The sequence below is a fragment of the Chryseobacterium gregarium DSM 19109 genome (genome assembly GCF_000430845.1).
GTDB classification, from domain to species: Bacteria; Bacteroidota; Bacteroidia; order Flavobacteriales; family Weeksellaceae; genus Chryseobacterium; species Chryseobacterium gregarium.
This window is the reverse complement of record NZ_AUMU01000007.1, coordinates 122335-144221: the sequence shown is the minus strand read 5'-3', so window position 1 is coordinate 144221 and position 21887 is coordinate 122335. Positions and strand designations below refer to the sequence as shown.

Genomic DNA, 21887 nt, shown 5'->3' with positions numbered 1-21887 from the left:
TATGACAATACAAAGAGCACATATCAATGTCAACCTATGCGGAAGCCCTTCACTAAAGGGATTATTCGGATATGAATGGATGATGTGGAATGAGGCGGAATGTGCTTGCTTTGAAAATTATTTACAATAAACCTGTAAGATTTTATCAAAATATAGTAAAAACGCCTCGGTAAACGGGGCGTTTTTTGTGTTTTTAAGACGGAAATTATTTAGAATGAAAAAAAATAACCGGAAAAGTGAAAATTATTTAATCAACAATGAACAATTAATACGAAAATAAAACGTGATCGATAACCCGATGAGAGACAGTCATTTAGGTAATTAAGGCATCTGTACCCTAGTACGGACAGGAATTCCCTATGTTGAAAATAGGGATTAAAACACTGATTATCAATTCATTAAGTGAAAAATAAATTTGCAGGTTAAAAAAAATCATATTTACTTTGCAACCGAAAATTAAAAGCAACACGTTTTTAATCATTCAAAAAACATTTTAACAACAGGAATACAATGAAACAATTGCATAACATATCTGATTTATATTCAAGACAAAACGGACTGGAGCCGATGGGAGTAGGGTATGCATGTATTCTTGAAAGTGAATTTGTGGATAAAAGGTGCTTATATAATAGCGTCAGTTAATGAACTGATACGTTAAATAATATGAAGCGCCTCCCGAAAAGAGGCGCTTTTTTTATGTTTCTTCAGTTTTGAAATTCATAAACAGCCCTTCGGGATTATAAATACAGTTCTATAGCTCAATTGGATAGAGTGCCGGTTTTCTAAACCGGAGGTTAGAGGTTCGATCCCTCTCAGAATTACAAAGGTTCACGGAAAATTTTGGCTCCGGCTGTCTCCCGGAAAAAAATATTGAAGTGAATCTGCAAAACCGGAAAGATAACAGTGGTCGTTTACCTGCCCTGAAGGCGGAAGGTCGCAAGATCAGATGCCAGGTATTCTTGAACCATGAAAACATTAAATAGAAATGGTAAATGACCCTGCTTTCCATAACATTTGCTCCATTCGTCTAACGGTTCAGGACGGCTGCCTTTCGAGCAGTAAATAAGGGTTCGATTCCCTTATGGAGTACAATTTTTTATTAAGTAAAAAGTAAAAAGTAAAAAGTAAAAAGTAAAAAGTAAAAAGAAATTGAATAGGTTTCATAAGCCGGAGGCTGAAGGTTCGAAATCCGAAGGATTCGTGGATACAAAAATTAAATATAAAATTCATGAACAATCCTTCCGAAATTACAGTAATTAAGTTAATTGTTTCAGAAGAGAAAAAGAAAAAGTCTGTCGAGCGCAGAAGATCTTTATAAAAACACATATACAGACAGGCTTTTTCTTAACTCTAAAAATGAATAGTGGATTAACGCTAATTAATACAGAATTTAGAGATTAGAAGTTAGTTTAAAAGTGTTCATTACCAATTACTTATTGCTCATAAATTGATGGTTCGCCGAAGTGGAAGAGTCGGGGCGGTCTGCAAAACCGTTGCGTAAGCTGAGTGGGTTTGAAATGTGAAACATTCGTGAATTCAAACAAAAAAATAAATGGTTATGAACAACCCCATAGCCATCTCAAATAACTGAAATGAGATCAGTTCCGGAGAAAAGTAAAAGTCTGTCAGGCGCAGAAGTTCTTATATCAAACAAAAAATAAGACAGGCTTTGTTTTTCTTTAAAAAATCGGGTTAAAAGCCAGTGGGTAAAATTACTCATTACCCATTGCTTATTACCCAAAAATTGATGGTTCGCCGAAGTGGAAGAGTCGGGGCGGTCTGCAAAACCGTTGCGTAAGCTGAGTGGGTTTGAAATGTGAAACATTCGTGAATTCAAACAAAAAAATAAATGGTTATGAACAACCCCATAGCCATCTCAAATAACTGAAATGAGATCAGTTCCGGAGAAAAGTAAAAGTTTGTCGAGCGCAGAAGTTCTTATATCAAACTAAAAAATAAAGACAGGCTTTATTTTTCTTCACAAATTCAGGTTAAAGTAAGTGGGTTAAAATTATTCATTACCCATTGCTTATCAACCATAAAAAAAGGAAGTACGCCGGAGCTGGAGAGCCGGGGTGGTCTGACATGAGGAAGATTGAACGATTCCTTAAAAAAATAGAAAATACAGCGTTAAAAACCGTTGTTTATTGCTGAGCAGGTTCGAATCCTGCTGCTTCCACCAACACCGCTGATAATGTAACGGCAGCATGCAGGAAATGTACTCTTGTTGTTCAGGTTCGATTCCTGGTCAGTCGGTTAATTGCTCTATTCGTCTAACGGTTCAGGACGCCTTGCCTTTCGAGCAGAAAATAAGGGTTTGATTCCCTTATAGAGTACAATTTTTTATTAAGTAAAAAGTAAAAAGTAAAAAGTAAAAAGTAAAAAGAAATTGAATAGGTTTCAAAACCTGCGGGAATGGCGGAACTGGCAGACGCACCTGATTTAGGATCAGGATATTAAGGGTTCGAATCCCTTTTCCCGTACAAAACAAGAATAATGAGCAATGTACAATGGTTAATAAACCCAAAAGTCACAACTCATAATGCAAAGAATTGGTGGTTAGAAACAGCCGCACATAAAAATAACGGATCAATGATCATTTATGAATTATAAAAAGTATACAACTTAAACATGTAGAAAAAATGGAAACGCAACAACAAAAATGGCAGAACATGAACGGAAAAATTTTCCGCAGCCCTATCACACAGCTGGTAGAAGAAGCCATCCTCCGCGAACAGGCCAACGGGCACCGGCTGAAAGTGTGTGTGGGATCAGATTCCCATGTATATGGTGACGCTATCAATTATGCTACGGCAGTCGTAATCATCCGCGAGGGAAAAGGAGCGTTTACCTTTATCAGAAAAGAAAGGGAATTCCAGCGTATCAGTATCAAGGAACGGATGCTGAATGAAGTCAACAAATCCGTAGAGATCGCTTACGCCATCTGTTCTGTCCTGGAAACGTATGATGTGGAAATGGAGGTACACGCAGACATTAACACCGATCCTGATTTTAAATCCAATGTTGCTCTGAAAGATGCGATGGGCTACATTCTGGGAATGGGATATGTATTTAAAGCAAAACCTTACTCATTCGCAAGTTCCAATTGTGCTGATATGATGGTATAACGGAATGAGAAGCAGGGTAAAAGGATTGGAATCTTTTTAAAGACATAATGTAAACTTCCTGCATCCAACTTCCATCCAAAAAATAAAATAAAGCAATGGAAGTCACAAAAAGATTATTGTTTCTGGACGATATAAGATACCCGCCTGATGCGTATCATTATACAAAACAGGATATGTTCCTTTGGGAAGACTGGCATGTTGTCCGGAATTATGCGCAGTTTGTCAGCAGGATCCTGGAAAAGGGACTTCCGGAAATGATTTCTTTTGACCATGACCTTGCTGATGAGCATTATTCAGAACAGGATTCTCAGGAATGTGTTGAAAAAACAGGTTACGATTGTGCAAAATGGCTGGTAGGATATTGTTTGGATCATGATGCAGAACTGCCGGAATTTTACTGCCACTCCATGAATCCGGTGGGAAAGGAAAATATTGAAGACCTGTTAAACAACTTTAAAAAACGTAATGGATATTTTTAGATTAATTCAGCTTGTGAAAATGCATTTGAAATTCAGTTTTGATGAGCTCGACCGGGGGTTTGAAAAAGATAAAACAATCTTAAATTGTAAGCCTTCAAACGGAGGCTGGACCGCTCAGCAGATTTTAGAACACATCTTCCTGACAAACTTTTATTTGTTGATTCTTATTGAAAAAGGTTCAAAAAAAGCAATGCGGAATTATCTTAATCTTGATTTGAATCTTGAAATAAAAAATTATAGTTTCAATAAAGATAAATTTGATAAAGTAGGTGAGTATGGTGCTTTTGAATGGGTGAGACCGGAACATATGGAGCCAAAAGGAGAGTTGAATTTAAATCAAATCAGAAGTTTGATTTCTCAGCAGTATCATCAGTGCTTAAATTATTTGGAATTGATGGGAAACGGTGAAGGTCTTCTCTGCAAAACAACAATGACAGTGAATGAACTGGGGAAAATCAATGTATATGAATACATTGATTTCCTTTCACTTCACGCGCAAAGACACCTTGCTCAGATGAAAAATAATGAGTTAGAAACGATTAAAAATTAAAAAAAATGATTTTCAAAACATATAACACAATAGAAAATGCTTACCAGGCCCGCGTGATCGATCAGATCAGGCTGCAGGGCTTCGGGGATGAGGTTTTCATCGTGCAGGAAAAGGTTCACGGTGCCAATCTCTCTTTTTTTACCGACGGAAAGGAGATTAAGATGGCCAAAAGAACCGCTTTCATCGAACAGGATGAGAAGTTTTACAATGCACATGATATTTTAGAACGTTACAGGAAAAATGTAATTCATATCTTCGAAAAAGTGAAAGCCGTTTATCCGGATATGGAAACGGTGGTAATCTACGGCGAACTGTTCGGCGGAGGATACAAACATAAAGAAGTAGCACCTGTAAAAGATGCCATCAAAGTGCAGAAAGGCATAGAATATGCGCCGTACAACGAATTTTACGGATTTGATATCAAACTGAACGGCACCACGTATCTGGATACCGATTTAGCCAATCAAATTTTTGAGGAAACCGGATTCTTCTATGCGAAGGTCTTGTTCCAAGGGACTTTGGAAGAGGCTTTGAAGTTCCCGAATGCTTTCGATTCTAAAATTCCGGCCTGGTTGGGCCTGCCTGAAATCGAAGATAATAGGTGTGAAGGAACCATTATTAAAACTTTGAAAACCAGGTATTTTGGAAACGGTGCCAGGGTCATTGTGAAAAATAAGAATGAGAAATGGACCGAAAAATCAAAAATGGTTAAAAAAGACAGACCCACCAGGAAAGATGTTCATTTCAGCGGAAAAGCTCAGGAGATCTGGGAAGAAATCCGGAACTATGTAACGGTAAACAGGCTGAATAACGTCGTGAGCAAAACCGGTGAATTCGAACCTGAAATGGTGGGGAAAATAATCGGTCTTTTTGCACAGGATATTCTGGAAGATTTTGAGAAAGATTTCCCGGAAGCTTTCGCAGCCATAGAAAAAGAGGAGCAGAAGAGAATCAATAAAAAATTGAATTCCTTGGTCATTGATCTTGTAAAACAGGAGCTGATGACACTTAAAATTTAGTTTCGGTAATTTTTACCGGAACTTTTTGTGTGTTAAGGCAACCAAAAGATTTATCATTGAGGCTGTCATTCCGAAGGAATCCGGGCGTGGAAAAGAAAAAAAGTGATTTAATAAGAACTGTAAAGAAATGATACAGGCAGAAATAAAAAGTCTTTTAAGAGAAGACATCAGCATATTGATAAAAATCCCGAATTCCGGGAAGCATTATCTGTGTGACTGCGGTGAAGCAAGTTTGCTGACGGTAAAAGAAATACAGTCGGTTTCTGCACTGTTCATCAGTCATACGCATATTGACCATTTTTCGAATTTTGACGGGATTTTCAGGCATCAGATCGGAAGCGGGGAAAAAATCGTGATCTGCGGGCCGAAGAATATCCATAAACAGGTTGAAGCAAGGTTGAAATCCTATACCTGGAATTTAATTGATGAAAAGGCTATTGAATATGAAATCCGGGAAGCCGTTTCAGAATCAGAAATCAAGGTGTATAAAATCCGCCCACCGTACTGGAACCCTGAATTTTTCACCACGCAGAATTTCCTTTTTGAAGATGAAAATGTAAGGGTTGACTTTGCCGTTCTTGACCATAAAACAGATTCAGTTGCGTATCTTTTTAAGGAAAAAGATTCGGTTACCTTTAATGAAAATGCTTCCGTGTTTAGGAAGGGGAAATGGATCAGTGAACTGAAGGCAGCCTTTGAAACCCAGGATCTGGAGAAAGAAATTGAGATTGAAGAAACCGTTTACAAAGCTTCTGAACTTTTTCATTTTCTGACAAGAAATGAAGGTTATAAGTTAGGTGTAATTATGGATCATGCAGCAGCTGAAAATAATTATGAGAAAATAAAAGCAGTCTTTAGAAAAGCGGACCTGGTGTATATCGAAACCTTTTACAAGGATGAAGATCAGGAATTGGCAAACATCAATTATCACAGCTTTGCTTCAGCATCCGGAAAAATCATGAAGGATTGTGAAGTAAAAGAGGCTGTTCCGGTGCATTTTTCCAGAAGATATACCGAAAGCGACAGGCTGGACATTGAAACTGCTTTTTATAAAGCGTTTCACAACAGTTAATTAAAAATAGGATTAAATCAACCGATAAAGGTCATTGGTATGCTGATGTATAAAGTTTGTCATTCTGACAAAGAAGAATCTCAACATTATTAAAATTGATTCTTCACTCCGCTTATGAACTGGGTCCGCAGAACTTCAGTTGATGTTCAGAATAACAATGGAAATAATGAACTTTTACGGTTAAAAAACAGACAATTAAAAATGAAACCCAATATATTTTTTACGGCAGACCATCATTTTGGTCACGAAAATATTATAAAATTTTCCGGAAGGCCTTTTGAGTCTCCGGAACAGATGAATGAAGAACTCATCAAAAGATGGAATGAGAAAATCGGAACCCAGGATACCGTCTACCATTTAGGCGATGTCAGTTTAGGCAAGCCGGATTTCACCAGAGAAGTGCTGGACAGGCTGAACGGAAACATCCACCTGATTAAAGGTAACCACGAAGGGGCGGCCCTGACCTGTCCGAAACGGTTTGCCTCCATAAGGGATTACCACGAACTGCGGATTGACGAGCCGGAAAACAGCAACGGCAAGCAGAAAATCATTCTGTTTCACTACGCTATGCGGACCTGGAACGGTTCACACCGGGGAACGTGGCAGCTCTATGGCCATTCCCACGGAACTTTACCGGATGATGAAATGGCTTTAAGTATTGATGTCGGTGTGGATTGCCATAACTTTTATCCGGTTTCTTACGAAGAAGTCAAAGAAATCATGAAGAAGAAAAAGTGGGTGCCGCCGTTTGCACCGAGAAATTAACATAAGTAATTGGTAATGGGTTATTTGAAAATCATTGCTCATTTACCAATTATCATTTATTTTAAATCAATTATGAAAATAACAAACGAAATACTCATCATCGACCTGGAAGCTACGTGCTGGGAGTACGACAGGATTCCTGCCGGACAGAAAACCGATATCATAGAAATAGGGATTTGCGAACTGAACCGGGCAACCCGGGTCATTTCCAGAAAACAAAGCATTTATGTCATTCCTGAACGGTCGAAAATCAGTGCATTCTGTACTGACCTGACAGGAATCACGCCGCAGCTGATAAAAGAAAAAGGGATTCATTTTGAAGAAGCCTGCGAGAAAATCAGGGATGAATACAATTCAGCTTCATTGGCCTGGGCAGGTTTCGGAAGCTTTGATAAAGAACAGGTTTCGCAGCAGTGTGATTACCTTGGTATCGAAAATCCTTTTTCCGGAAATTATATCAACATTATGCACCAGTTCAGGGCCTATAACGGACTTTATAAAATGATGGGACTGAAAAGAGCTCTTAAGGCCCTGAACATGGATTTTGAGGGAAACCATCACAGCGGAGCGGACGATGCTTATAATGCCGCCAGAATTTTAAGGGAAATTTTGGAATAATCTGAGCCGGGAGTCTGAAGCCGGAGGCCGGAAGTGAATAATGACTCTCATAAACTTCCATCTTCCTGCTCCCATCTTCCCGCTCTTTACAACAAATATGTAAACAAATGAAAACAACAGACAATATATTAATTATAGACCTCGAAGCCACGTGCTGGGAAGACCGGCCGCCGAGAGGACAGGAAAGTGAAATCATAGAAATCGGCGTATGCATCATGGATACGCAAACCGGTAAGGTTTCACAAAGTGAGGGCATCCTGGTGAAGCCCCAATTTTCAACAGTAAGTCCGTTCTGTACGGAACTGACTTCCATTACCCAGCAGATGCTGGATGATGAAGGCATTTTACTGGAAGACGCTTTGGATATCCTCAGGGCGGAATACAATTCCGAGGACCTTACCTGGGCAAGTTACGGGAACTACGATCTGAATATGCTTCAAAATCAGGCAAGGAGATTCAGGGTTGATTATCCTTTGAGTGATGACCACATCAATGTGAAGACATTATTCGGGCAGACGCATCCGACCGTCCGGAAAAGTGTCGGTATGGCAAGAGCTTTGGGCGAACTGAATCTCAAGCTTGAAGGCACCCATCACAGAGGGGTGGATGATGCGAAAAATATTGCAAAGATTCTGCATTGGTGCCTGAATCAACAGTAATGTAACCGTTTGGCAATCTGAAAATGTAGCCATAGCTCCCTTTTTACAGGGAGCTTTTTTGTAAGAGATCAGTAGATTTTAATTGAAATATTCCACGACAGTGTAATTTCCGTCATCGTACTTTTCCAACAGTTCTTTCAGATAGTATTTATGTTGTACGCCTGTTAAAACCGCAATTTTTTTACCTTTATTTTCAGCTGCTTTTCTGATAATGTTAATCGCCATAGAATTGTTTCTGAGATCCCAGAAATTACACCATAGCTGATAACCGTCGCGGTAAGAAATTTTTTCTCCATTTGGCTTAGTGACAAATTTTCTTGAAAACAGATCTTCAGAAGCAGAGATTTTGGGCAGCTCATGGTGCTGGATATATTGCCTGTACCGGTTAACCGTTTCAAAGGCTAATGAATTTAAGTTTTTAATATCAGTTTTGGCAAAATCAGACAATGTTTTATTGGCATTTATATATTTTTCGTAGATGATTTTATTTGTAGGGCTCAAAGCATTCTTTTGGTAAAGACTGTCCATCAGTTTAATGGTAAGATTGTCAGTGGGGACCATTCCGTTGTCTTTTCTGTACTGGTTTCGCCCTTCAAACTCAAATGGCAGGTTAAGCGTCTTTGGATATTTTTTCAGATACATTAATGTTGCAGTCTGTTCATTCGACTCAGGACGTATCTCTTTGGTGTAATCCGCTATTTGTTTGCTGTCATTTTCCTGAAGCAAAATTTCGGGTTTGAGGGTATCCAGTATGTTATAAAGCATTTGAGGGTTCAGAACAGGTGACGAATCGTGAACGACACCGATAATATAAATTTTGGTCTTTTCAGCCGTTTGAGAATAAGTGATGATTGAAACTAAAAGGCAAAGTAATGAGGCTGGATATTTCATAAATTTAATTTAAAACACGTAATGGTTTTTGGAAAGCAAATCTATGAATAAGTCCGGATTAACCAATGTCGTTTACCCCTGAAAAATGATTAATATGATTTTTAATTCTGTTTTCTCTTCAGCCACTCTTCATAAGAAATCACGCCGAGCTCAGGCTTTCCGTCACCTTCCAGAATTGAAATAAATTCCAGCTGGTTTCCGTCCGGATCATTGAAATAAATGGCTAATGCCGGCATCCAGGCAAAAACCATCGGTGCATCCATTCCGTCTTTGAGAAAATTGTAAGGCTTTAAATTTTTATCTTTCAAAAACTCAGCAGCATAATTTAAAATATCTTCCTGATCAGCAGAAAAGGCAAAATGCCTGGTCTGCAGGTTTTCTTTCTGTTCCCACAAACCCAGCATGGCTTCTTTGTTTTTTCCGATCCATAAAAAAGCAATCGGGCGGGTGTCATCACGATGCGCAAATTCCAATCCTAAAACTTCTGTATAAAATGATATGGCATTTTCTAAATTGCTTACCTGAATATGGGTTTCATATAATCCTTTAATCATAATGCTGATTTTAATTCTGATCAAAGCTAAAACATTTATCTCTGGAAATATCGGTCTGCTGATTTCTTTATCCAAACTGAATGATAGACAGTTTTTATTTCCGTTAATATCAGCAATTCCGGCTATAGAGCGAAAAGTTTTTGTCTTTTGGAGTTTTTCTTAAAAAAAAATCATAAAAATTTAACTGCGCAAAAACACTGCGCAATACCATCATTGCTTTGCATCAGAAATCAGGGAGGAATGATGATCTCCAAAAATGTTTAACATAAAAACAGTAACCATGAAATTTAATTTTTTAAAAAAATCAACGCATGCCGCCACCAACTACGAAGGGGCAAAAGCATTCACGATGACCCCTGCAGAAGAACTGTACAGTGCTGTTGTTACCACAGGATTATCAAACACGTCTTATGAAAAGGGAAATGACAGACTGACAAGAATCCAGTCTCTGATTCAGAAAAACGATCCTGAATTCGTGGCGAAGCTGGCGGTGTATGCCAGGAAAGAAATGTACCTGCGTTCCATTCCATTGGTTTTGACGACTGAACTGGCGAAACAAACTTCAGGGACTGACCTGGTAAGCAAAACGGTTGACGGAGTGGTGCAGAGAGCTGACGAAATCACGGAATTGCTTGCGTATTATCAATTGGCCAACCAAAGGACAGATGTTAAAAAACTAAATAAACTTTCAAAGCAGATCCAGAAAGGTCTGGTGAAATCGTTCAATAAATTTGACGAATACCAGTTTGCAAAATACAACAGGAAAGCTGAAGTTACCTTGAAAGATGCCCTGTTTCTGGTTCACCCGAAAGCAAAGGATGAAAACCAACAGGCTGTTTTCAATAAAATCGCCAATGATGCCCTGGAAACGCCGTATACCTGGGAAGTTGAGCTCTCAATATTGGGACAGACAAAATTTACGGATGATGCTGAGAGAAAATCAGCGTTCCGAAACAAATGGGAAGAACTGATCTTCAGCAACAAGCTGGGGTATATGGCAATCTTGCGGAACCTCAGAAATATTCTGGAAGCCGGCGTATCTTCGGAGGCAATGGATAAAGTGTGCCGCTACCTGTCGGATGAAAAAGCCGTACGAAATTCAAAGCAGCTGCCGTTCAGGTTTTTGGCGGCATACAGGGAATTGAAAGCCATCGATTCACCTTATCTGTCATCAATCCTGGAAGCATTGGAAAATGCGGTAACGGTGAGTGCGAAAAATATCAAAGGTTTTCGTTTTGACACTTCGGTGGTTATCGCGGCAGACGTTTCCGGTTCAATGCAGCAGCCGGTTTCCCCGAAATCTAAGATCCTGCTGTACGATATCGGTCTGTTGATGTCGATGATGCTGCAGTCGCAGTGCAAAAATGTGGTTTCCGGGATGTTCGGTGACCGTTGGAAAAGAGTTCCGATGCCTAAAAACGGGATCCTGAGAAATGTGGACGCGTTTTACAAAAGAGGAGGCGAAGTAGGTTATGCCACGAACGGTCATCTGGTGCTTGAAGATTTGATTAACAAAAAAGAGAAAGCAGATAAAATCATGTTGTTTACCGACACCCAGATGTGGGATACCGGTGGATTTTCAAACGCTTTCGGAAACTCATGGAGCCGGTACAAAAAGATCAATCCAGACGCAAAATTGTATATTTTTGACCTGGCGGGTTATGGAAAGCCGCCGCTGGATGTCAGAAAAAATGACGTATACCTTATCGCAGGCTGGTCCGACAAGATTTTCGATGTACTGAATGCTTTGGAAGACCGGAAATCAGCGGTAGAAATAATCAAAAAAGCAGTGCTGTAAAAGGCACTGCTTTTAAAAATAAAAACTAATAACCATTAATTTTTTTAGGAGCTTAATCCCGCTTTCCGCTGTATCTTTTTCGCCAACGCTTTTTTAAGCCATTTCAGAAAAGGATGCCGCTGCAATCGGGGCTAAATAGAAAAACTGTATAAAATGATACAACTTTTTAATGTCATTGAAATTAATCCTTTTAGATACTCGAAGGAAGAATATGAATTGCCCGAACTGGCAGATTTATCAAACTTTGAAGATTTTCATGAAAGATGGCAAAAAGCTATAGCAACATTAAATCTGGATTTGAATCCAATTAAGAAAGGTTCTTATTTTGTAGATATTGAAACTGTGGATGATGAAAATTTAAAAATTATTTTGAAAGTAGTTTTTAATGATGTCGAAACTGAAGACGAAGATTATCTGATGTTATTTAATGGTGGGTTGATTTTAAAGAAAGATGATGAGATTCTTCTTGAACCAACTTGCTGTGTAGATCTTGCAGATTTAAAGGATTGGGAATATATTTTTGAGAATAATTCATCAGGCTGGTCACAATTATGGATTGGGCATCCTTATGTTTTTTATAGAAAAAATGAAGGTAAAATTGAATTTTCAGAGTATACGGAGTTAACGTTAAGTGAATTGGAAAACATACAGCCTGTTTTTGAAGTTAATGAATCAGAATTAAAAACTGAAATTAATAAAATGAGAGAACGACAAATAAATTTCAATCATAGAGTCGTAAAACTTTTAAAATAAATTTCAACTGCGTAAAAAGAATGCGTAGTAACGCAATAACTTTGCAACACTAAATAACAATAACCATAAGAACTTAAAAAATAACCGATGCAGTAAGAAAAGAAATCCTTCGACTTCCCATTGAAACAGAGTCTTTTTGTGAGATCGCTCGGTTTAAACTAACCAATGTCGTCTGTAAGAGTTCCATCGTCAAACTTATAACTTGAACAATCTAAAAACGCTTATAATTATTACTTGGTTTTTAAAATAAATTTCAACGGCATAAAAAGAATGCGTACTCACGCTATAATTTTGCGGTAATACAAAAACAATAACTATGAATCATTATAAAAAATGTCTGAAAGAAGCACTGTATTGAGGTTAATACTCAATACTTATGAAAAAATTCAAGTCACTAAGACAAGCTTTCGGAATCGATAAATACGGATTGATTGATTTCCCGGAGAAAACTTCAAATATCCGGATTTCCAGAATTTTATATGGGGACGATATGGGATGTTCATGGTGTTTTCCACATGGCTACGAAACTATTAATTCAAAAGAAATTAAGTTTCAAAGAAATTGGAAAAAATATAGAAATACCCAATGGAAAAATAAAAAGTAAGTGTCGTAAAACAGAATTTCTTCGTTTGGGGACAGCAATACAGGTTCGAATCCTGTTCCCGGAATCGGGATGGTGTAATGGTATCACTCTGTCGGTAAGTCTCTGTTTGATTTTTTACCTTACTTAAAACAACCGGTGCCGTAAGAAAGAATTCCTTCGACTTTCATTGAACAAAAATTCTTTTTAAAAATTGCCCGGTTTTAAATTATCCAGCAAGTGCCGCAGATAAAAGTTACTTTGATTTTTACAGGGGTTCGAAATCAAAGATTCGACGGAGTCAATCTTCTCGCCGAAAGGTATGGTCGAGTGGTTAGACCGTTTTTAGCAAAACTTTTATCAGTATTTGCTTTGTATTTTTAAAAATAAAATAATAAATATCAAGTGTCGTTTTAGAATCATACTTCGAATATTAATCATTGGGTCACAGGTTCGAATCCTGTCTTTTCCCTTGAAAAGGAGAAGTAGCTCAGCAGGTAGAGCAAATGCACTGAAAGATTCTTAATTTTTTACCTTGATTACCATAAAGAGTGTCGTAGAGAAAACTTACTTCGGTACATCTTATGATATTGGTTCAACTCCAAAAATAAACCTGAAAACGGTTTATATAAGTTTTTTCATTTTTTGCCTCTTTTTAATAAAAATAAAAACAAGTGCCGTAGAATAGTGTTACTTCGCTATCACCGACGGGGTCGCGGGTTCGAGTCCCGCCTCTTCCACAACAAAACACAAATGGAAACGGGAGAGTAGCTCAGCTGGTTAGAGCACGACTGCACTTTTTGACTGTTGCCTTGTTTAAAAATAAAGTGTCGTAAGGAAAAGCTCCATCGTCACATTTGGGGAGGAGTAATGAAGCCGGTAATTCCGGCAGGATTATCCGGTTCGACTCCGGCTTGACGTGCCCCGTTTTTTCTTTTCCTATCTGTTGCCTTTAATAATAAAATCCGGAAACGAACGTATCGTTTCCGGATTTATTTTAGGGTATTGTGCACAGCTTACCGGGCCTGTACTTTTCAAATTCTTTCTCAAAATTTTTTCCGTTTGGTAATGGTCGTCCTACTGATCATGTATTTTTTAGACATACAACTGGTGGACAGATTGTGTTTCTGCTGATCCTGCAAAAGATTCAGGATTTTAAGATCTTTCAGTTGATCAGTATTTTTCATTAATGGAATCCTGGCCAGTTTTATGTCATTCAGACACAACAGATTCCGGACTCAGATTTTTAAACCGGGGGACAGGATGCTTTTATCGTAAAGAGTTCAATCAATGCTCCTGAGTAATGCGGCGATATAAAGTTTGTGCAAAAAAAATCAAGTGCCTACCTTTGGGGCGTCATGAAAAATACCTTAAGCCTGTTCGATTTTTCGAAAAAAATAAATTATAAAAACGAATTGCTGGCCGGATTTACCGTTGCTATGACGATGATTCCGGAATCGCTTTCGTTTGCCATACTCGCAGGGCTTTCTCCCCTGACAGGCTTATATGCTGCCTTTATGATGGGTTTGGTTACGGCTGTTCTGGGCGGCCGGCCCGGAATGGTTTCCGGCGGGGCCGGTGCCACCATCGTGGTGCTGATCGCACTGATAAAAACCCACGGTATAGAGTATCTTTTCGCAACGGTTGTACTCGGAGGGATCTTTCAGATGGCGGTGGGGATTTTCCGGTGGGGAAAATTTGTCCGGCTGATTCCGCAGCCTGTGATGTACGGTTTCCTGAATGGCCTGGCAGTTATTATTTTCATGGCCCAGGTCGAACAGTTTAAAATTACCGGTGCTGACGGGACGGTAAGCTGGCTGCAGGGAAGTTCTTTATATGTAATGGCCGGGTTAACGGCTTTAACCATTGCCATCGTGTACTTTTTTCCTAAAATAACAAAAATGGTTCCGGCATCTTTGGTAGCCATTATACTGGTTTTTGCAGTAGTTTCAGGATTCGGGATCAGTACAAAAACCGTGGCCGACATTGCCAGTATCAGCGGAACCCTGCCCAGGTTCCACATCCCGAAAATTCCTTTTTCATTAGAAACTTTACAGGTTATTTTTCCGTATGCGCTGATCATGGCCGGGGTCGGTCTGATCGAATCGCTTCTAACCTTATCCATGGTTGATGAAATTACAAACTCAAAAGGAAACGCCAATAGGGAATCGGTGGCACAGGGACTGGCCAACATTACCAATGGGTTCTTCGGCGGAATGGGCGGATGTGCCATGGTCGCACAGACCCTGGTAAACCTCAATGCAGGATCAAGAACCCGGCTTTCGGGAATTATTGCTTCGGTTACTATTTTAATCATCATTCTCATCGGGGCCCCTTTTATTGAGAAAATTCCGATGGCTGCTTTGGTAGGGGTGATGATGGTCGTGGCCATCAGTACCTTCCAGTGGGTATCGATCAGAATTATCAATAAGATGCCGAAATCCGATATTTTTGTCGGTATTACAGTGGCCCTGATTACGATTATCCTTCATAACCTGGCCCTGGCCGTCTTGGTGGGCGTGGTTATTTCAGCCCTGGTTTTTGCCTGGGACAGTGCAAAAAGAATCCGGGCCAAAAAGCATATAGATGCTGACGACGTTAAATATTATGAAATTTACGGACCGCTGTTTTTCGGTTCTGCCACTGCTTTTACCGATAAATTTGATCCGGCAGGCGATCCGGAAGTGGTGGTCGTTGATTTCAGGGAAAGCCGGATTGTTGATATGAGTGCCATTGATGCCCTGGATAAACTGTCAAAAAAATACAGTGAAATGGGTAAAAAAATTCATTTAAGACATTTAAGTGAGGACTCTGTCAAAATGCTGAAAGATGCGGAGGCGGTCATTGAAGTGAATATCCAGGAGGATCCTACGTATAAGGTGATGCCTGAAAAATAGAAGCATGGGGGTAATAAACGGAAGGCTGGAAGAGTATAGCTCTACGTAAAAAGAAATCTGTACAGATCCGTGAAATCTGTGGGGAATAAAATTAGTACCAAGAAGAAAAACACATTAAAATCTGCGAAAGAAACTCTCCGTTCATCATTGATGATTTATGATGAATAACCAAACAAGGACTGTAAACAGAATTTACAGCCCTCATTATTTAGGTTACCAATGTATTCGCAATGAAATCCGGTACTAAAGCATAGTGTGATAATTTCATGCTGATCGACGCTCTGCCGCTTGTCAGGGTTCTCAGATCAGAAATATATCCGAACGTTGAAGCCAGCGGCACTTCCGCAGTGAAGATCTTTCTTCCCGACTTTTCATCAATCGAGGTAATCATCCCTCTTCGTTTGTTGATGTCTGCCGTTATGGCGCCGGTATATTCTTCAATACTTATAATTTCAACCTGCATGACCGGTTCCAGCACCTTAGGTTTGCACTGTTTTGCAACCTCTCTGAAACCATCCCGTGCAGCGATTTCAAAATCTAAAGCATGAGAATCATTACTGTGCGCAGAGCCATCCAGAAGTATAATTTTCATACTTTCCAAAGGGTTTCCGCTCAAAGGCCCGTTTTCCATGGCTTCTCTGAAACCTTTTTCAACAGCCGGAATAAATTCATTCGGAATAACTCCTCCTTTAATCTGATTAATGAATTCCAAACCGGTTTCATTATTTTCACGAGGCCCGATTTCAAAAGTAATGTCAGCAAACTGTCCGCTTCCCCCGTTTTGTTTCGAAAGTTTTTCCCTGTGCTTTCTGGTTTCGGTTAAAATCTCCCGGTAAGAAACCTTAGGTGTTCCCTGGCTGATTTCAATTCCGTGATTCAGTCTGATCTTTTCCAGCGTCACTTCGAGATGTAATTCTCCCAAGCCGCTCAACAAAGTTTCGCCCGTTTGTCTGTCCCTTTCAACAACTAGTGAGGGATCTTCTTCCTGTATTTTTGCTAAAACCAGACCGAAGGATTTCTCATCAGCATTTGTTTTCGGCTCAATCGAAACGCGGATCACCGGTGCAGGTATCGTAATGGATTCCAGCAGAACCGGTCGTTCAGCAGATGATAAAGAATCTCCTGTTTTCGCATCCTTTATTCCCGTTAAAGCAACGATATCACCGGCTTTTCCTTCTCCAATCGTTAACGTTTTGTCCGACTGCATCTGCAAAATTCTTGAAATCCTAAAACTTTCGCCTGTTCTCACATTCTGTACGGTATCGCCGGGTTTTATGCTTCCCGAATATATCCTGAGCATGGCCAGTTTACCCATATGCTTATCGATAACGACTTTGAAAACCAATCCTGAAAACGTTTCCTCTTTATTCCTTTCGAGTTCAACGGTTTCTCCGGTTCTTGCATCCTTTCCTTTCACAGAAGGCAGCTGATCCGGAGCCGGAAGATAATCCGCAACTGCATCAAGCAACGGCTGGACCCCTTTGTTTTTAAAAGCAGAGCCGCATAAAATAGGCACTAAACTTTTTGACTGACAGGTTCTTTTTATAGCTTTGGTAATCATTTCTTCGGAAATCTGATGTTCAGCATCCATGAAAATTCCAAAGAAAGTTTCATCATGTTCTGCCAAAGTCTCCGTTAGTTTCATTCTCCATTCATCCGCCTCGGCTTTATAATGTTCAGGAATTTCCTTCTCAACGACAGTTTCTCCGTTTTCATCGGTCCAATACAATGCTTTTTGCTTAATCAGATCAATGGCCCCTTCGAAATGATCTTCAGAACCGATCGGAATCTGCAGTGCCAGGGGAACCGCATTCAGCTTTGTTCTGATTTCATGTAAAACAGCAAAAAAATCGGCTCCGATTCGGTCCATTTTATTGATGAAACATATTTTGGAAATGCCATGCTTCTCAGCCTGGAACCAGACATTTTCCGTTTGAGGCTGGACTCCCGAGGAAGCACATAAAACGGCAATAACACTGTCCAGAACCCTTAATGAACGCTCGACTTCCACTGCAAAGTCAATATGTCCCGGCGTATCAATAATGTTGACATTGAAAATGGCATCGTCTTTTTTCCATTGGGTTGAAATGGCAGCGGATGAAATGGTAATTCCCCGGTTTTTCTCCTGGATATCCTTGTCCATTGTAGTATTTCCGTCGTCTACGTTTCCGATTTTGTGGATCATTCCCGTGTAATAGAGCAACCGTTCCGTTAAAGTCGTTTTTCCTGCATCGACGTGTGCTATGATCCCTATATTTCGTGTGTTGTATTTCATTTTGTTTAATTTAAATTGTTGATTTAAAAGCTGTGCTTTGTTTTTAACGCAAAATTCCTGTTTAAAACTATTTTATTTGAGAGCAAAGAATGGCGACAAACCTTTGATGAAGCATACTCTTAAAATCAATTTATTGATTAAAGCATTTGCTCACTTTTTATCAGGAAGAAAATTATTCTTGCGTTAAAATTAAAGACGGCGAACTCGAATATTCGAAAGCTGAAAGTAGGGGTAGCAAAAAAGGCCTATCTGAACAGACGGGCCTTCGTTATATTTTTATTTATAAAGGTCGATCGTTATTCAGATAAATATTTAGTGCTACCAAAGTACACAGCTCTGATAGGGTGGTTTAAAGTAATTATATTTATCATTTTTGTTGACATTATTGATTGTTAATCGATTGCGAAATTATAAAAAATATTTAAATGTCAAAAGCTTTTTAAAAATATTTTTCTGGTACGGATTTCGATAATCTTAAAAAGTTATAAAAAATTATAGTTTATCACTAAAAATTCTATCTTTGGGAAGAATTGGCCTGATTCGGTTAAAAACTAATGATGAAACTTGAAATCAATTCAACTTTTCTAAGAAAAAGCTAAATAAAACTTTAACTTATAAGATTTTGAAAACAGATATAGACATCCGTAATCACTCACATTTTTCTTTTGATCTGTGGCTTACCCTCATCAAATCCCATCCTGAATTCAAAGCCAAAAGAGTGGAGCTGTTCTCCTCTTTTTTTGAGGTTAATAAACCAATTGACCAGGTTGCGGAAGTCGTAAAATATTATGATGATCTCTGCAATACCATCAATGAAGTTATCGGCGGTAATGTGGATACTTTTGAAATCTATCTGCTCATTCTGGGTGCACTGGATGTGGATCTTAAGCAGTTAGATAAAGAAAAATTAAATCAATTCTATCAGCAAAGCGAAGACCTGTTCCTCGAGTACAAACCGGTTGTGATTTTTGAAAATTTACACCAGTTTTTTGAAGAAATCAGAAATCAGGGGAAAACGATCAGTATTCTGAGCAATACCGGTTTTATCAAAGGCAAAACGATGCGGAAATTCCTGATTAATGAAAATCTTGATCAGTATATTGATTTTCATGTGTATTCCGATGAAATGAACTGTTCAAAACCCAGTCCCCGGATATTCCAGGAAGTAAAATCTTTAATCAAAGACCAGGCGCTTGACTTACACCGGATTCTGCATGTCGGTGACAATCCCGTTGCGGATTATAAAGGCGCAAAGGATTTCGGCTTTAATGCACACCTACTCAAACACCCAATATAATATGAATAAAAGATACAGCTTACATCCCATTCATTCGGCGGATGAGTTTACTTTTTCGCCTGAAGAATACAGCTATTTTAAATATGGCGACAAGGCGTATGCAGAGAAATTTGCCAAAGAATTATTCAATGGTTTTGTTTTTGAGCACAACCGCCTCCTGGATTCCGAAAAAGAAATCGTAGTGCTGCCGAGTCCTTACATGGCCATTCCTACGGCTTCCAATTTTTTGTGTTTTTACTTTAAAAAGCATCTTGATTTTTATCTGTTTAAAAAAGGAAAAAAATCAAGCATTTTATCAAAAATAAACAGAAACCATACCTATACGACTGATTATGGAAATCTGAGTTTTGAAGACCGGAAAAATTTAATCTCCAACGATACGTATTATCTGGATAAAGATTTTCTCAGGGGAAAACTTTGTATTTTTATAGACGACATTAAAATTACGGGAAGTCATGAATATACCGTGAATAAAATTCTGGAGCAGTATGACGTGGAAGGAGACTTCCTTTTTATGTATTATGCTGAGCTGATGAACTTTGATATCGATCCGAAAATTGAAAACTTCTTTAATTATTATGCGGTGAACACTGTGGAACATATTGCAGAAGTGATGATGAGACCGAGTTTCCAGTTCAATACACGGATTGTAAAATATATTTTGGGCCTGGAATCAGGTAAATTTGACTATCTTTCGTCTAAAGTAAAAAAAGAACACATGGATCACCTGCTTGAACTGGCGATCAGCAACAATTATCATTTAATAAAAGAATACGAAAACAATATAAACACTTTAACACAAACTGAATTATATTATGGCTATTAACTTACAGAAAGGACAGAGAGAAAATATAAACGCTCCCAAATTTACCGTGGGATTGGGATGGGATGTCAACAATACCTCAACGGGAACAGGCTTCGACCTGGATGCTTCCTTATTTTTACTGGGCGAAAATAAGAAACTGGTTTCCGACAACCACTTTATTTTTTATAATAACCTGGAATCTCCGGACAAAGCGGTTATTCACACAGGAGATAACCTGACAGGAGACGGATCAGGAGATGATGAGCAGATTAATATTGATTTGACCAAAATTGATGAGGCCATAAAGGAAATCACAATTGTGGTGACCATTCACGAAGCAGATGCCAGAAGACAGAATTTCGGACAGGTAAGAAATTCTTTTATCAGGATTTTCAATACCGAGACCAATGAAGAGATTTTAAAATATGAACTGGACGAAGATTTCTCCATTGAGACTGCTGTGGAATTCGGAAGGATCTATAACAGAAACGGTGAATGGAAATTCGAAGCTGTAGGAAGCGGACAGAGAGAAGGCCTTGACAAATTTGTATCAATGTATCAATAATCACTATGGATAATCAACCCAACCAACCTATAGACCCGCTTCAGTCGATTGAACCGCTTAAAACCTTTGAACCTGCACCACAGCAACAGCCTGCACCGGCAGCATCTCAGGGAGCGGCACCGGTAGTCGTAGACAGGGACGGCAACGTTAACCTGGCTCAGCTGCAGGTAGAAGAACGCAAAAAATATGAAGTTCTTGCCGATTCCATCGATGAAACCAATCCGGGATCAATCGTCAACTTCGGAGCCGATCTTCAGAGGACACTCTCTAACCAGAGTGACAGTTTCTTAGGGAATGTAAGACGTTCCAATTCCGGAGAAGTGGGAGAGCTGATCAATAATTTATTGGTTGAGCTTAATTACGTGGATGTTGAAGAACTCAACCAGAATAAATTCAAAAGCTTTTTAAGCAAGCTGCCGTTCATGAAAACACTGATAACGCAGGTGGAGAATTTATTTGCAAAATATGACAAGATCGTCAACAATATCGACCAGATTGCCTATAAAGTAAATGCGGGAATCATCACTTCTACAAAAGACAACGCAGTACTGCAGACAATTTTTGAAAGCAATGTCAATGCGATCAAACAGATCGAAGGACTGGTGATTGCCGGAAACCTGAGAATGGAAAAAGCAGCCGCCGAGCTTGCGACCATGGAGGCCGCCCCGCAGAATTACCAGGATTATGAGATTGCAGACAAAAGGGATTTTATCGCAAGGCTGGACCGCAGGCTGGCAGACCTTAAAGTGGTCCGTCTGATCATGATGCAGTCGCTTCCGCAGATCAGGCTGGTGCAGAACAATAACGTTTCCATTGCTGAAAAAGCGCAGACCATCTTAACGACCACGCTGCCGCTCTGGAAGAACCAGCTTTCGCTAGCCGTTGCCATGTACAGGCAGCAGCAGAGCATTGAAATCCAGCAGAAAGTTTCTGCCACCACTGAAGAGATCTTAAAGAAGAATGCCGAGCGTCTGGGCCAGAATTCGATCAATGTGGCCAGAGCCAATGAACAGACGGTCGTTTCCGTGGAGACGTTAAGAGAAACCACTTCCAAACTGATCAGTACCTTAAATGAGGTAAAACAGATCCAGAAGCAGGGAGCGGAAGGCAGAAGAAAGCTGGATCAGGATCTGATGACGCTGGAACACGAACTGAAAGCAAACGTAAGAGGATAATAATACC

The 21887-nt window shown here is 39.3% G+C and carries 20 protein-coding genes and 5 tRNA genes; 22 read left to right on the top strand and 3 right to left on the bottom strand.

Translation table 11 applies throughout. The features are described from left to right. The first annotated feature begins 1 nt into the window (after position 1). The 14 genes from H561_RS23615 to H561_RS0108975 all read left to right on the top strand — a co-directional run bounded on the left by H561_RS23615 (position 2) and on the right by H561_RS0108975 (position 8290). Positions 2 to 130, top strand: coding sequence for a penicillin-binding protein (locus tag H561_RS23615; RefSeq protein ID WP_081411649.1), 129 nt, complete (start codon positions 2 to 4; stop codon positions 128 to 130). 617 nt (positions 131 to 747) lie between these two features. Then, positions 748 to 821 (top strand) — tRNA-Arg (locus tag H561_RS0109030). A 195-nt stretch (positions 822 to 1016) separates the two neighbouring features. Beyond that, positions 1017 to 1089, top strand: a tRNA-Glu gene (locus tag H561_RS0109025). Between the two features lie 958 nt (positions 1090 to 2047). Further along, positions 2048 to 2182 (top strand) — tRNA-OTHER (locus tag H561_RS23910). A gap of 80 nt (positions 2183 to 2262) precedes the next feature. Continuing rightward, a tRNA-Glu gene (locus H561_RS23905) sits at positions 2263 to 2336 on the top strand. Positions 2337 to 2409: 73 nt separating this feature from the next. Beyond that, positions 2410 to 2483: transfer RNA gene (locus H561_RS0109015), tRNA-Leu, on the top strand. 159 nt (positions 2484 to 2642) lie between these two features. Then, the gene (locus tag H561_RS0109010; RefSeq protein WP_027386697.1) at positions 2643 to 3128 is read left to right on the top strand and encodes a ribonuclease H-like YkuK family protein; all 486 of its coding nucleotides are present in this window, start codon (positions 2643 to 2645) and stop codon (positions 3126 to 3128) included. Positions 3129 to 3223: 95 nt separating this feature from the next. Then, positions 3224 to 3607, top strand: a complete 384-nt coding sequence (locus H561_RS22315; protein WP_081411648.1) for a cyclic-phosphate processing receiver domain-containing protein — start codon at positions 3224 to 3226, stop codon at positions 3605 to 3607. Then, complete coding sequence (locus tag H561_RS0109000; protein ID WP_027386696.1) at positions 3594 to 4157, top strand: DinB family protein; 564 nt, start codon at positions 3594 to 3596, stop codon at positions 4155 to 4157. The genes H561_RS22315 and H561_RS0109000 overlap by 14 nt, the downstream gene beginning before the upstream one ends. A gap of 5 nt (positions 4158 to 4162) precedes the next feature. Then, a complete protein-coding gene (locus H561_RS0108995; protein ID WP_027386695.1) occupies positions 4163 to 5176 on the top strand; it encodes an RNA ligase, Rnl2 family in 1014 nt (337 codons plus the stop codon). Between the two features lie 127 nt (positions 5177 to 5303). Beyond that, positions 5304 to 6248 carry an MBL fold metallo-hydrolase gene (locus H561_RS22310; RefSeq protein ID WP_051349347.1) on the top strand — a complete coding sequence of 315 codons (945 nt, stop codon included), beginning with the start codon at positions 5304 to 5306 and terminating at the stop codon, positions 6246 to 6248. Between the two features lie 114 nt (positions 6249 to 6362). Next, the gene (locus H561_RS0108985; RefSeq protein WP_228372243.1) at positions 6363 to 7013 is read left to right on the top strand and encodes a metallophosphoesterase family protein; all 651 of its coding nucleotides are present in this window, start codon (positions 6363 to 6365) and stop codon (positions 7011 to 7013) included. 72 nt (positions 7014 to 7085) lie between these two features. Beyond that, positions 7086 to 7631, top strand: a complete 546-nt coding sequence (locus H561_RS0108980; RefSeq protein ID WP_027386693.1) for a 3'-5' exonuclease — start codon at positions 7086 to 7088, stop codon at positions 7629 to 7631. 107 nt (positions 7632 to 7738) lie between these two features. Continuing rightward, positions 7739 to 8290 (top strand): 3'-5' exonuclease, encoded by a 552-nt coding sequence (locus H561_RS0108975; protein WP_027386692.1) that lies wholly within the window; start codon positions 7739 to 7741, stop codon positions 8288 to 8290. Positions 8291 to 8368: 78 nt separating this feature from the next. Here H561_RS0108975 and H561_RS0108970 read toward each other — a convergent pair whose 3' ends face one another. Both H561_RS0108970 and H561_RS0108965 read right to left on the bottom strand, forming a co-directional pair. Continuing rightward, positions 8369 to 9181 (bottom strand): hypothetical protein, encoded by an 813-nt coding sequence (locus H561_RS0108970; protein WP_027386691.1) that lies wholly within the window; start codon positions 9179 to 9181, stop codon positions 8369 to 8371. 101 nt (positions 9182 to 9282) lie between these two features. After that, positions 9283 to 9735 carry a VOC family protein gene (locus H561_RS0108965; RefSeq protein WP_027386690.1) on the bottom strand — a complete coding sequence of 151 codons (453 nt, stop codon included), beginning with the start codon at positions 9733 to 9735 and terminating at the stop codon, positions 9283 to 9285. Between the two features lie 280 nt (positions 9736 to 10015). Between H561_RS0108965 and H561_RS0108955 the strand changes: the two genes are divergently transcribed. From H561_RS0108955 to H561_RS0108935, 4 genes are all read left to right on the top strand, one after another. Then, positions 10016 to 11533: a TROVE domain-containing protein gene (locus H561_RS0108955; RefSeq protein ID WP_027386689.1), complete on the top strand. Its 1518-nt coding sequence runs from the start codon at positions 10016 to 10018 to the stop codon at positions 11531 to 11533. 153 nt (positions 11534 to 11686) lie between these two features. Continuing rightward, positions 11687 to 12286 carry a hypothetical protein gene (locus H561_RS22305; protein WP_051349345.1) on the top strand — a complete coding sequence of 200 codons (600 nt, stop codon included), beginning with the start codon at positions 11687 to 11689 and terminating at the stop codon, positions 12284 to 12286. A gap of 376 nt (positions 12287 to 12662) precedes the next feature. Beyond that, positions 12663 to 12890, top strand: coding sequence for a hypothetical protein (locus H561_RS0108945; protein ID WP_027386688.1), 228 nt, complete (start codon positions 12663 to 12665; stop codon positions 12888 to 12890). Positions 12891 to 14224: 1334 nt separating this feature from the next. Further along, positions 14225 to 15763, top strand: coding sequence for a SulP family inorganic anion transporter (locus tag H561_RS0108935; RefSeq protein WP_027386687.1), 1539 nt, complete (start codon positions 14225 to 14227; stop codon positions 15761 to 15763). Between the two features lie 208 nt (positions 15764 to 15971). Here the strand turns inward: H561_RS0108935 and fusA are convergent, their stop codons facing one another. Further along, positions 15972 to 18038: an elongation factor G gene (gene fusA, locus H561_RS0108930; protein ID WP_027386686.1), complete on the bottom strand. Its 2067-nt coding sequence runs from the start codon at positions 18036 to 18038 to the stop codon at positions 15972 to 15974. Positions 18039 to 18660: 622 nt separating this feature from the next. On the opposite strand from fusA, the gene H561_RS0108925 reads away from it, so the two are divergent. Genes H561_RS0108925 through H561_RS0108910 form a run of 4 tightly spaced genes read left to right on the top strand, consistent with a single transcriptional unit; the run spans position 18661 to position 21880 of the window. Further along, a complete protein-coding gene (locus tag H561_RS0108925) occupies positions 18661 to 19335 on the top strand; it encodes an HAD family hydrolase (RefSeq protein ID WP_034761806.1) in 675 nt (224 codons plus the stop codon). 1 nt (position 19336) lies between these two features. Further along, complete coding sequence (locus H561_RS0108920; RefSeq protein ID WP_027386684.1) at positions 19337 to 20161, top strand: phosphoribosyltransferase family protein; 825 nt, start codon at positions 19337 to 19339, stop codon at positions 20159 to 20161. Beyond that, positions 20151 to 20705 (top strand): TerD family protein, encoded by a 555-nt coding sequence (locus tag H561_RS0108915; RefSeq protein WP_027386683.1) that lies wholly within the window; start codon positions 20151 to 20153, stop codon positions 20703 to 20705. Before H561_RS0108920 ends, H561_RS0108915 begins: the two co-directional genes overlap by 11 nt. Positions 20706 to 20710: 5 nt before the next feature. Next, complete coding sequence (locus H561_RS0108910) at positions 20711 to 21880, top strand: toxic anion resistance protein (protein ID WP_027386682.1); 1170 nt, start codon at positions 20711 to 20713, stop codon at positions 21878 to 21880. Positions 21881 to 21887 lie beyond the last annotated feature (7 nt).